Below are 12,129 nucleotides of genomic sequence, written 5' to 3' on the forward strand. Positions count from 1 at the left end.
CAGCGATGCGTTGAGCTAACCGGTACTAATGAACCGTGAGGCTTAACCTTACAACGCCGAAGATGTTTTGGCGGATTGAGAGAAAGATTTTCAGCCTGATACAGATTAAACAGAATTTGCCTGGCGGCACTAGCGCGGTGGTCCCACCTGACCCCATGCCGAACTCAGAAGTGAAACGCCGTAGCGCCGATGGTAGTGTGGGGTCTCCCCATGTGAGAGTAGGGAACTGCCAGGCATCAATTAAGTGAAGAGCCCATCCTGACGGATGGGCTTTTTGCGTTTTTGTGGTCTGCGAATGACCGGACAGGAGTTGATCCTTATCCGGCCCCATATTTTACTCATGTACCAGATGCAATAACGGATAAGGTTTACCAAGATCGTCCGTCTCTGAACGCCCCGTCACCTTAAAGCCCATCTTCTGATAAAATCCGACCGCTTGCTCATTCTGCTCATTAACGTTGGTCGTCAACTTTGGCGCCAGCGTTAGCGCGTGTTCAATCAGTAATTTACCGACTCCACAGCCGCGGACCGTAGGGTCAACGAATAGCGCATCCATATGTTCACCCGTAAGAAGCATAAAGGCGACGGGCTCATCTTTCTCCGTTACCGCCACCCACAGCGGCGCTTCGGGTAGAAATGAACTCACCAGCGTTTCGAGTTCCACTCTATACTCTTTTGACAGGAAATCGTGTGTGGCATCAACCGACCGACGCCAGATCGCAACCAGTTTTTCCCCTTCATCATGCCGTGAACGGCGGATACTAATAACCATAATTGCTCCTTTTATTTGTTCTTATATTCTAACCTAAAAATCTCCGTGAAATTTTCTCACCCTGCACCTGCAGGCTCGACATTCACCTTATTCCTGGGTATCTTCAGCTGTCTGGATGTCTAAACGTTTATACGTATGCTATGAGGTAATAAAGTTATGCCAATTCGGGTGCAGGACGAGCTACCGGCCGTCAATTTCTTGCGTAATGAAAACGTCTTTGTGATGACGACAACTCGCGCGACGACTCAGGAAATCCGCCCGCTGAAGGTGCTCATCCTTAATCTGATGCCGAAGAAAATCGAGACTGAGAATCAGTTTCTGCGACTGCTTTCCAACTCTCCTCTGCAGCTTGATATCCAGCTGCTGCGCATCGATGCTCGCGAATCGCGTAATACCCCGGCGGAACACCTCAACAACTTTTACTGCAACTTTGAAGATATTTGCGATCAGAACTTTGACGGCCTGATTGTGACCGGCGCGCCTTTAGGGCTTGTTGAGTTTAATGACGTTGCCTACTGGCCGCAGATCAAGCAGGTACTGGAGTGGGCAAAAGATCATGTCACCTCCACGCTGTTTGTCTGTTGGGCGGTACAGGCTGCCCTTAATATTCTCTACGGTATTCCTAAACAGACCCGCTCTGAAAAGATTTCCGGCGTATATGAACACCATATCCTGCAACCTCATGCCTTGTTAACCCGCGGCTTTGACGATAGCTTTCTGGCCCCGCATTCGCGCTATGCCGATTTCCCGGCGGCGCTGATTCGCGACTACACCGACCTGGAGATTTTGGCGGAGACGGAAGAGGGGGACGCCTACCTGTTCGCCAGTAAAGATAAACGCATCGCCTTCGTGACCGGTCACCCGGAATATGACGCCAATACCCTGGCCAGCGAGTTTTTCCGCGATGTGGAAGCGGGCCTCGATCCGCAGGTTCCGTACAATTATTTCCCGCAAAACGATCCGCAGAACAAACCGCGCGCCACATGGCGAAGCCATGGCAATCTGCTGTTTATCAACTGGCTGAATTATTACGTCTACCAGATCACGCCATACGATCTACGCCATATGAATCCGACTCTGGATTAATCTTCTACACAACGCGATCCTAAAGCGTTTCAGCATTTTGCCTCTGGCACCTTCGGGTGCCTTTTTTATTTCCGAAACGCAGCTCATATTGTAATTAAACTTTATTTATATTGTTATCAATAGGTTAACTTTTAATTAAATTAAAAATGGAAATTGTTTTTGATTTTGAAAAATAAATGCGTAGTCTTAATTGTGCTGAACGAAAACTACACAACGATCTTACGTTCGCGCCAACTGGATCAACCAAGAGGAGCAGCACATGACGCAGCAGGCGACAATTACTGACGAACTGGCTTTTAGCCAGCCATATGGCGACCAGGAAAAGCAAATCTTAACGCCTGAGGCAGTGGAGTTTCTGACCGAGCTGGTGAGCCGCTTTACGCCAGAGCGCAACAGACTCCTGGCGGCGCGTATCCAGCAGCAGCAGGCAATTGACGACGGAAAGCTTCCTGATTTTATTTCGGAAACAGCTTCCATTCGTAATAGTGAATGGAAGATCCGCGGCATTCCGGAGGATTTGCAGGATCGGCGGGTGGAAATCACCGGGCCGGTTGAGCGCAAGATGGTGATCAATGCGCTCAATGCGAATGTGAAAGTCTTCATGGCGGATTTCGAAGACTCGCTGGCGCCCGAATGGAACAAAGTCATTGATGGGCAAATTAACCTGCGCGATGCGGTTAACGGCACCATCAGCTACACCAATGAAGCCGGCAAGATTTATCAGCTCAAGCCGAACCCGGCGCTACTGATCTGCCGCGTTCGCGGTTTGCACCTGCCGGAAAAACATGTGACCTGGCGCGGTGAAGCCATTCCCGGCAGCCTGTTCGACTTCGCACTCTATTTCTTCCATAACTACAAAGCGTTACTGGAAAAAGGCAGCGGCCCCTATTTCTATCTGCCGAAGACTCAGGCCTGGCAGGAAGCGGCGTGGTGGAGTGAAGTCTTTAGCTTTACGGAAGACCGTTTTGAGCTGCCGCGCGGCACCGTTAAAGCCACCTTGCTGATTGAAACGCTGCCCGCCGTATTCCAGATGGATGAAATCCTACATGCCCTGCGCGACCATATTGTTGGCCTGAACTGCGGGCGCTGGGACTACATCTTCAGCTATATCAAAACGCTGAAGAACCACCCTGATCGCGTTCTGCCGGATCGTCAGGTAGTGACGATGGACAAACCTTTCCTCAGCGCCTATTCGCGATTGCTGATTAAGACCTGCCACAAGCGCGGCGCGTTTGCGATGGGCGGTATGGCGGCCTTTATCCCCAGTAAAGACTCTGAACGCAACAATCAGGTGCTGAATAAAGTAAAAGCCGATAAGTCGCTGGAGGCGAATAACGGCCATGACGGTACCTGGATCGCCCATCCCGGGCTGGCTGACACCGCGATGGCCGTCTTTAACGGTGTACTGGGCGAGAACAAAAATCAGCTGTCGGTTACCCGTGAAGACGACGCGCCGATTACCGCTGAACAGCTGCTGGCCCCCTGCGAGGGCGAACGAACCGAAGAGGGCATGCGCGCCAATATTCGCGTGGCGGTGCAGTACATCGAGGCGTGGATCTCCGGCAACGGCTGCGTACCGATCTATGGCCTGATGGAAGATGCGGCAACGGCCGAAATCTCCCGCACCTCGATTTGGCAGTGGATCCATCATGAGAAAACCCTCAGTAACGGCACACCGGTAACCAAAGCGCTGTTCCGCCAGTGGCTGGCCGAAGAGATGCGGGTGATTCAGGACGAACTGGGCGAGTACCGCTACAGCAGCGGGCGTTTTGATGAAGCCGCTCGCCTGATGGAACAGATCACCACCTCCGACGAGCTGATCGATTTCTTAACCCTGCCGGGCTATCGCCTTCTGGCCTAATTCACCACACAACAATATGGAGCATCTGCACATGAAGACTCGTACCCAACAAATCGAAGAATTAAACAAAGAGTGGACGAAACCGCGCTGGGAAGGGATTACCCGCCCATACAGCGCCGAGGACGTGGTGAAGCTACGCGGCTCGGTCAATCCAGAGTGTACCCTGGCGCAGCTGGGCGCGGCAAAGATGTGGCGACTCCTGCACGGCGAAGCGAAAAAAGGCTACATCAACAGCCTGGGCGCGCTGACCGGCGGGCAGGCGCTGCAGCAGGCGAAAGCGGGCATTGAAGCGATTTATCTTTCCGGCTGGCAGGTCGCGGCGGACGCCAACCTGGCTTCCAGCATGTATCCGGATCAATCGCTCTATCCGGCAAACTCGGTACCGGCCGTTGTCGATCGGATCAACAACACCTTCCGCCGCGCGGATCAGATCCAGTGGTCTGCGGGCATTGAGCCGAACGATCCGCGTTATACCGATTATTTCCTGCCGATCGTCGCCGACGCGGAAGCGGGATTTGGCGGCGTGCTTAATGCGTTCGAGCTGATGAAATCGATGATTGAGGCCGGTGCAGCGGCCGTACACTTCGAAGACCAGCTGGCATCGGTGAAGAAATGCGGCCATATGGGCGGCAAAGTACTGGTACCCACGCAAGAAGCGATTCAGAAACTGGTTGCCGCGCGCCTGGCGGCGGACGTGATGGGCGTGCCGACCTTGGTGATCGCCCGTACTGACGCCGATGCGGCGGATTTAATTACCTCAGACTGCGATCCTTACGATCGTCAGTTCATCACCGGAGACCGTACCAGCGAAGGGTTCTTCCGCACCCATGCCGGTATCGAACAGGCGATCAGCCGCGGGCTGGCCTACGCGCCCTATGCCGACCTGGTGTGGTGTGAAACTTCCACCCCGGACCTTGAGCTGGCAAAGCGCTTTGCCGATGCGATTCACGCGAAATATCCGGGCAAACTGCTGGCCTACAACTGCTCGCCGTCGTTTAACTGGCAGAAAAAGCTGGATGATAAAACCATTGCCAGCTTCCAGCAGCAGCTGGCGGATATGGGCTACAAATATCAGTTCATCACCCTGGCCGGTATCCACAGCATGTGGTTCAACATGTTCGATCTGGCGCACGCTTACGCCCAGGGCGAGGGCATGAAGCATTACGTTGAAAAAGTCCAGCAGCCGGAGTTCGCGGCGGCTAAAGATGGCTACACCTTTGTCTCTCATCAGCAGGAAGTGGGTACCGGCTACTTCGATAAGGTGACCACCATTATCCAGGGCGGAACATCGTCGGTGACGGCGCTGACCGGCTCGACGGAAGAGTCGCAGTTCTGATTGCTGCCCGGTGGCGCTGCGCTTACCGGGCCTACGAAAGCGGTAGGCCGGATAAGCGTACGCGCCAACCGGCATGACCGGATGCTGGATGGGGGAAAGCGATGACGCGTGGCCTGGAATTATTGATTGCTCAAACTATTTTGCAGGGTTTTGACGCCCAATATGGTCGTTTTCTTGAAGTGACTTCCGGCGCCCAGCAGCGCTTTGAACAGGCTGACTGGCATGCCGTCCAGCAGGCGATGAAGCAGCGTATTCACCTTTACGATCACCATGTCGGCCTGGTCGTCGAACAGCTGCGCTGCATTACCGATGGTAAAAATACCGATACCGAATTTTTGCTGCGGGTGAAAGAGCACTATACCCGCCTGCTGCCGGATTACCCTCGCTTCGAAATTGCGGAGAGCTTTTTTAATTCCGTCTATTGCCGGTTGTTTGACCACCGCTCGCTGACTCCCGAGCGGCTTTTTATTTTCAGCTCGCAGCCGGAGCGGCGCTTACGTTCCATCCCGCGGCCGCTGGCTAAAGATTTCTTCCCGAACCGGGGCTGGGACACGTTATTACGCAAAGTGTTATCCGATCTTCCTCTCCGTCTGCCGTGGCAAAACAGCGCGCGCGATATCGGATATATCACCGCTTGCCTGCAGGAAGCGCTTGGCAGCGAGCTGCTTTCCCGCTCGCATCTGCAGGTGGCGAATGAACTGTTTTATCGCAATAAGGCGGCCTGGCTGGTGGGTAAACTCGTCACGCCGATGGCGACGCTGCCTTTTCTTCTCCCCATCCATCGTTCCGATGAAGGTGAACTGTTTGTCGATGCCTGTCTGACAACGCACGCCGAAGCCAGCATCGTTTTTGGCTTCGCCCGCTCCTATTTTATGGTTTACGCGCCGCTGCCCGGCGCGCTGGTTGAGTGGCTGCGCGAGATTCTCCCGGGTAAAACCACCGCCGAACTGTATATGGCGATTGGCTGCCAGAAGCATGCGAAAACCGAGAGTTATCGGGAATACCTGCACTACATTTCCCGCAGCGATGAGCAATTTATTGAAGCGCCGGGGATCCGTGGAATGGTGATGCTGGTGTTTACTTTGCCGGGATTTGACCGGGTATTTAAGGTCATTAAGGACCGCTTCGCGCCGCAAAAAGAGATGACCGCCGCCCACGTGCGCGCCTGCTATCAGCTGGTCAAAGAGCACGACCGCGTGGGACGGATGGCCGATACCCAGGAGTTTGAGAACTTTGTGCTGGAGAAACGGCAAATTGCGCCCGAACTGATGACCCTGCTGCAAACCGAGGCCGGAGCGAAAATTACCGATCTCGGCGATCGCATCGCCATCAGCCATCTTTATATCGAGCGGCGGATGGTGCCGCTCAATATCTGGCTGGAGCAGGTCGACGGTCAGGCGCTGCGCGATGCGGTGGAGGAGTACGGGAACGCCATTCGACAGCTGGCCGCCGCCAATATTTTCCCCGGCGATATGCTCTTTAAAAACTTTGGCGTCACGCGTCACGGCCGGGTGGTGTTCTACGATTATGATGAAATTTGCTATATGACGGAAGTGAACTTCCGCGAGATCCCGCCGGCGCGCTACCCGGAAGATGAACTCGCCAGCGAGCCCTGGTATAGCGTCTCGCCGGGCGATGTTTTCCCGGAAGAGTTTCGCCACTGGCTGTGCGCCGATCCGCGCATCGGGCCGCTATTTGAAGAGATGCATGCCGACCTGCTGCGCGCCGACTACTGGCGGGAGCTGCAAACGCGCATCCGCAACGGCCACGTGGAAGATGTCTACGCCTATCGCCGCCGTCAGCGCTTTTGCGTGCGTTACGGCAATCTGCAGCAGGCGGGGTAACAGGCGGGCTGGCTCAGGCCGCTTCGATAACGGCAAACTCTTCGTATACCAGCTCCATATCCGGCGCCCAGGTGCCCTCTCGTTCAAAGAAGGCCTGATGCGCCGATTGCCAGTAGGCGAGGCTCAAATCGCCTTCGCCTTCCCGCGCGGCGAGCTCCGGGCTCATTTCGTTAAAACGGATGAGCCTGAGCGTCAGGGTGCGTATCACGCAGACGGCTTTCCCTTTGCCGTCCAGCACAATGTGATATGCCCCTGGCGTCACGGGCGGCTGTTCCTGCTGATAGCTGACAAGCGAGCCGCAGGTGCCGCGCTTTTTCCCCGCGACGACCAGGGCCGCCAGCTCGTCGGCCAGCGCCGCGGAATCGCCGAAAGACCAGCAAAAAGCGGAAGGGTATTTATCCTGCCAGTAGGATTTCAGATCGCTCATTTAGCGCACTCCGCCGTAGGCCAGCGTGACTTCTTTCGCCGCCTTAATCACCATCGCGCCGAACTCGGTCACGCGATCATCGGTAATGCGGGAAATGGGCCCGGAAATAGAGATGGCGGCGAACGGCTCACGATGTTCATCATAAATGCATGACGCCACGCAGCGTAGGCCAAGCGCGTGTTCTTCATCATCAAACGAGTAGCCGCGTTTGCGCGTCTGGGCCAGGTCCTCTTTCAGATGCACCGGCGATACCAGCGTGGCGTGGGTATAAGCGTGCAGGCCTTGACGGTGCAGCAGACCGGTGACCTGATCTTCACTCAGTTGCGACAAAAACGCTTTTCCGGCGCCGGAAGCGTGCATCGGTAGCTTACCGCCAATCGGCGCCGACATGCGCATCAGCTGGGTACACTGCACCTGATCGATAATAATCGCCTGATGGTCGCTCTGGTCCAGCACCGCGAGGTTAACCGTTTCGCCGGAGTCTTCCATCAGCTGACGCAAAATCGGATGGACGATCGCCAACAGATTACGGCTTTGCAGGAAGCTGCTGCCGACGACGAAAGCATGCGCGCCTACCGACCAGTGTCCCAGCTCACCGACCTGACGAACAAAACCCAGCTGCTGCATGGTCGTCAGCAGGCGGTGCGTCGTGGAGTTAGGCAAACCAGCCTGCTGGGCCAGCTCGGTCAGCGCCACGCTGCCGTGGGATTCAGCAATCCATTCAAGCAGTTTCAGTCCGCGAGTCAGGGACTGAACTTGTCCGCCAGCCGGAGCGGCGGCGGGAGAGGCAGGTTTTCTGCCGCGTTTTGCGGGAGCGGGGGTCGCCATCGCGGACTCCTTTTTTCTGTATCGTGGAAATGATTTTCGTTTTATTTGGCGATAATGCAATCACTACCCGACTGATCGGATGAGTGAAGCTGAACATGTCTCATCTTGCCCGCTGTTCTCTTTTCCACCCCTTCGGTTTGTGCCAGTATGGTCTGTTGAGTTTTTTCGGTCTGGTTGAGCGTTGTCGGGAGCGAGTGTGAGCAGCAAAGTTGAGCAACTGCGTCAGCAGTTAAAAGCACGTATTTTGGTTCTGGATGGGGGCATGGGCACCATGATCCAGAGCTATCGTCTGAGTGAGCAGGACTTTCGCGGCGAACGCTTTGCCGACTGGCCGTGCGACCTGAAGGGCAACAACGACCTGCTGGTTCTCAGCAAGCCGGAAGTGATAACCGCTATCCACGATGCCTATTTCGAGGCCGGGGCGGATATCATTGAAACCAACACCTTTAACTCGACGACCATCGCGATGGCGGATTACCAGATGGAATCCCTGTCGGCGGAGATCAACTTTACGGCGGCGAAACTGGCCCGCGCCAGCGCCGATGCCTGGAGCGCCCGCACGCCGGAAAAACCGCGCTACGTCGCAGGCGTTCTCGGCCCGACTAACCGCACCGCGTCTATTTCTCCGGACGTCAACGACCCGGCCTACCGCAACATCACCTTTGACGGGCTGGTGGAAGCCTATCGTGAATCCACCAAAGCGCTGGTGGAAGGCGGGGCGGATCTGATTCTGATTGAGACGGTGTTCGATACCCTCAACGCCAAGGCGGCGATCTTTGCGGTTAAAGAGGAGTTCGAAGCGCTGGGTGTCGATCTGCCGATTATGATCTCCGGCACCATCACCGACGCCTCCGGGCGCACGCTGTCCGGCCAGACCACCGAAGCTTTTTATAACTCGCTGCGCCACGCCGATGCGCTGACGTTCGGCCTCAACTGCGCCCTCGGGCCGGATGAGCTGCGCCAGTACGTGCAGGAGCTGTCGCGTATCGCCGAGTGCTACGTCACCGCCCACCCGAACGCCGGTCTGCCAAACGCTTTTGGTGAATACGATCTGGACGCCGACACGATGGCGGCGCAAATTCGCGAATGGGCTGAAGCCGGATTCCTGAATATTGTCGGCGGCTGCTGCGGCACCACGCCGGAACATATCGCCGCCATGAGCCGCGCGGTGGCCGGCCTGCCGCCGCGCCAGCTGCCGGAAATTCCGGTAGCCTGCCGTCTTTCCGGCCTTGAACCGCTGAATATCGGCGACGACAGCCTGTTTGTGAACGTCGGCGAACGAACCAACGTGACGGGTTCAGCGAAGTTCAAACGTCTGATTAAAGAAGAAAAATATAACGAAGCACTGGACGTTGCCCGCCAGCAGGTCGAAAGCGGCGCGCAGATTATCGATATCAATATGGATGAGGGGATGCTCGATGCCGAAGCGGCGATGACGCGTTTCCTCAACCTGATCGCCGGTGAGCCGGATATCGCCCGCGTGCCGATTATGATCGACTCTTCCAAATGGGAAGTTATCGAAAAAGGCCTGAAGTGTATTCAGGGTAAAGGCATCGTTAACTCCATCTCGATGAAAGAGGGCGTTGAGCCGTTTATCCAGCACGCGAAAAAGGTGCGCCGCTACGGGGCCGCCGTGGTGGTGATGGCCTTTGATGAAGTGGGCCAGGCCGATACCCGCGAGCGGAAAATTGAAATTTGCCGCCGGGCGTACAAAATTCTCACCGAAGAGGTGGGTTTCCCGCCGGAAGATATCATCTTTGACCCGAATATTTTCGCCGTGGCGACCGGAATTGAAGAGCACAACAACTACGCCCAGGACTTTATCGGCGCCTGCGAAGATATCAAACGCGAACTGCCGCACGCGCTCATTTCCGGCGGCGTTTCTAACGTGTCGTTCTCCTTCCGCGGCAACGACCCTGTGCGCGAGGCGATTCACGCGGTATTCCTTTACTACGCCATCCGCAACGGTATGGATATGGGTATCGTCAACGCCGGCCAGCTGGCGATTTACGACGATCTGCCCGCCGAGCTGCGCGACGCGGTTGAAGATGTGATTCTGAACCGCCGCGATGACGGCACCGAACGCCTGCTCGATCTGGCGGAAAAATATCGCGGCAGCAAAACGGATGACACTGCCAACGCCCAGCAGGCGGAGTGGCGCAGCTGGGACGTCAAAAAACGCCTCGAATACTCGCTGGTGAAGGGCATTACCGAATTTATCGAACTGGATACCGAAGAAGCTCGCCAACAGGCCGCGCGTCCGATTGAGGTTATCGAAGGGCCGCTGATGGACGGCATGAACGTGGTCGGCGATCTGTTCGGCGAGGGGAAAATGTTCCTGCCGCAGGTGGTGAAATCCGCCCGCGTAATGAAGCAGGCGGTGGCCTACCTTGAACCCTATATCGAAGCCAGCAAAGAGAAAGGCTCCAGCAACGGCAAGATGGTGATCGCTACCGTGAAAGGCGACGTTCACGACATCGGTAAGAACATTGTCGGCGTGGTGCTGCAGTGTAATAACTACGAAATCGTCGATCTTGGCGTGATGGTGCCTGCGGATAAAATCCTGAAAACCGCCCGTGAAGTGAACGCCGATCTGATTGGCCTCTCCGGGCTGATTACGCCGTCGCTGGATGAGATGGTCAACGTGGCGAAGGAGATGGAGCGTCAGGGCTTTACTATTCCGCTGCTGATCGGCGGCGCCACTACCTCGAAAGCGCATACGGCGGTGAAAATCGAGCAGAACTACAGCGGCCCGACGGTCTACGTACAGAACGCCTCGCGTACCGTCGGCGTGGTCGCTGCGCTGCTGTCCGCGACCCAGCGTGATGATTTTGTCGCCCGAACCCGCAAAGAGTACGAAACGGTACGTATTCAGCACGGCCGTAAAAAGCCGCGCACCCCGCCGGTCACGCTGGAAGCCGCGCGCGATAACGATCTGGCATTTGACTGGGAAAGCTATACGCCGCCGGTGGCCCATCGCCTGGGCGTGCAGGAAGTGGAAGCCAGTATCGAAACCCTGCGTAACTATATCGACTGGACGCCGTTCTTTATGACCTGGTCGCTGGCCGGGAAATATCCGCGCATTCTGGAAGATGAAGTGGTGGGCGAAGAGGCGAAGCGCCTGTTCAGCGATGCCAATGAGCTGCTGGATAAGCTCAGCGCCGAGAAGACCCTGAATCCGCGAGGCGTAGTGGGGCTGTTCCCGGCTAACCGCGTCGGCGACGATGTCGAAATCTATCGCGATGAAACTCGCACGCACGTGCTGACGGTGGGGCATCATTTACGCCAGCAGACCGAAAAAGTTGGTTTTGCCAACTACTGCCTGGCGGATTTTGTCGCCCCGAAACTGTCAGGAAAAGCGGATTATATCGGCGCCTTTGCGGTGACCGGCGGCCTTGAGGAAGACGCGCTGGCCGACGCCTACGAAGCGCAGCACGATGATTACAACAAGATTATGGTGAAGGCGATTGCCGACCGCCTGGCGGAAGCCTTTGCCGAATATCTGCATGAGCGGGTGCGCAAGGTCTACTGGGGCTATGCGGCGAACGAGAACCTCAGCAACGAAGAGCTGATCCGCGAGAACTACCAGGGGATTCGCCCGGCGCCGGGCTATCCGGCCTGCCCGGAGCACACTGAAAAGGCGACGATCTGGGCGCTGCTGGAGGTGGAAAAACACACCGGCATGAAGCTGACGGAGTCCTTTGCCATGTGGCCCGGCGCGTCGGTTTCCGGCTGGTACTTCAGCCATCCTGACAGCAAGTACTTCGCGGTGGCGCAAATTCAGCGCGATCAGGTGGAAGACTACGCGTTACGAAAAGGAATGAGCGTGGCGGAAGTGGAGCGCTGGCTGGCGCCTAATCTGGGGTATGACGCTGATTAATTTGTAAAGTGGTCACCTTTTCTTACAACTAACAGGGCGCTCAATGAGCGCCCTGTCTCTTTATTGAGCGTAAACCCTTATACTTAAGAGCTTGA

The 12,129-nt window shown here is 56.1% G+C and carries 8 protein-coding genes and 1 rRNA gene; 6 read left to right on the plus strand and 3 right to left on the minus strand.

Annotation, left to right across the window (positions count from 1 at the left end; all coding sequences use genetic code 11):
• Positions 1–119 precede the first annotated feature (119 nt).
• A 5S ribosomal RNA gene (gene rrf, locus CMQ96_RS15855) occupies positions 120–235 on the plus strand.
• Positions 236–334: 99 nt separating this feature from the next.
• Here the strand turns inward: rrf and CMQ96_RS15860 are convergent.
• Entirely contained in the window at positions 335–772 is a 438-nt protein-coding gene (locus CMQ96_RS15860) for an acetyltransferase (RefSeq protein ID WP_004138452.1), read from the minus strand.
• A gap of 156 nt (positions 773–928) precedes the next feature.
• Between CMQ96_RS15860 and metA the strand changes: the two genes are divergently transcribed.
• From metA to aceK, 4 genes are all read left to right on the plus strand, one after another.
• Entirely contained in the window at positions 929–1,858 is a 930-nt protein-coding gene (gene metA / locus CMQ96_RS15865) for a homoserine O-succinyltransferase (protein WP_004138454.1), read from the plus strand.
• A 259-nt stretch (positions 1,859–2,117) separates the two neighbouring features.
• Positions 2,118–3,719, plus strand: coding sequence for a malate synthase A (aceB, locus tag CMQ96_RS15870; protein WP_098067013.1), 1,602 nt, complete (start codon positions 2,118–2,120; stop codon positions 3,717–3,719).
• A gap of 31 nt (positions 3,720–3,750) precedes the next feature.
• Entirely contained in the window at positions 3,751–5,055 is a 1,305-nt protein-coding gene (gene aceA / locus CMQ96_RS15875) for an isocitrate lyase (protein WP_024360167.1), read from the plus strand.
• A 101-nt stretch (positions 5,056–5,156) separates the two neighbouring features.
• Positions 5,157–6,899 (plus strand): bifunctional isocitrate dehydrogenase kinase/phosphatase, encoded by a 1,743-nt coding sequence (gene aceK, locus CMQ96_RS15880; protein WP_004138461.1) that lies wholly within the window; start codon positions 5,157–5,159, stop codon positions 6,897–6,899.
• Between the two features lie 13 nt (positions 6,900–6,912).
• Here aceK and CMQ96_RS15885 read toward each other — a convergent pair whose 3' ends face one another.
• Positions 6,913–7,317 carry an ASCH domain-containing protein gene (locus tag CMQ96_RS15885; RefSeq protein ID WP_098067047.1) on the minus strand — a complete coding sequence of 135 codons (405 nt, stop codon included), beginning with the start codon at positions 7,315–7,317 and terminating at the stop codon, positions 6,913–6,915.
• Between the two features lie 9 nt (positions 7,318–7,326).
• A complete protein-coding gene (gene iclR, locus CMQ96_RS15890; protein ID WP_024360169.1) occupies positions 7,327–8,154 on the minus strand; it encodes a glyoxylate bypass operon transcriptional repressor IclR in 828 nt (275 codons plus the stop codon).
• A gap of 196 nt (positions 8,155–8,350) precedes the next feature.
• Here iclR and metH point away from each other — a divergent pair, with 196 nt between their 5' ends.
• On the plus strand, positions 8,351–12,034 hold the full coding sequence (gene metH / locus CMQ96_RS15895) for a methionine synthase (RefSeq protein ID WP_049089227.1): 3,684 nt from the start codon (positions 8,351–8,353) through the stop codon (positions 12,032–12,034).
• Positions 12,035–12,129: the final 95 nt, after the last annotated feature.

Origin of the sequence: Klebsiella sp. MBT K-1 (genome assembly GCF_002556465.1) — a bacterium.
Lineage (GTDB): Bacteria > Pseudomonadota > Gammaproteobacteria > Enterobacterales > Enterobacteriaceae > Klebsiella > Klebsiella grimontii.

Coding starts and splice junctions, on each gene's coding strand:
- aceK (WP_004138461.1), top strand. CDS start 5,157: ATGACGCGTGGCCTGGAATTATTGATTGCTCAAACTATTTTGCAGGGT.
- iclR (WP_024360169.1), bottom strand. CDS start 8,154: ATGGCGACCCCCGCTCCCGCAAAACGCGGCAGAAAACCTGCCTCTCCC.
- metA (WP_004138454.1), top strand. CDS start 929: ATGCCAATTCGGGTGCAGGACGAGCTACCGGCCGTCAATTTCTTGCGT.
- CMQ96_RS15860 (WP_004138452.1), bottom strand. CDS start 772: ATGGTTATTAGTATCCGCCGTTCACGGCATGATGAAGGGGAAAAACTG.
- aceB (WP_098067013.1), top strand. CDS start 2,118: ATGACGCAGCAGGCGACAATTACTGACGAACTGGCTTTTAGCCAGCCA.
- aceA (WP_024360167.1), top strand. CDS start 3,751: ATGAAGACTCGTACCCAACAAATCGAAGAATTAAACAAAGAGTGGACG.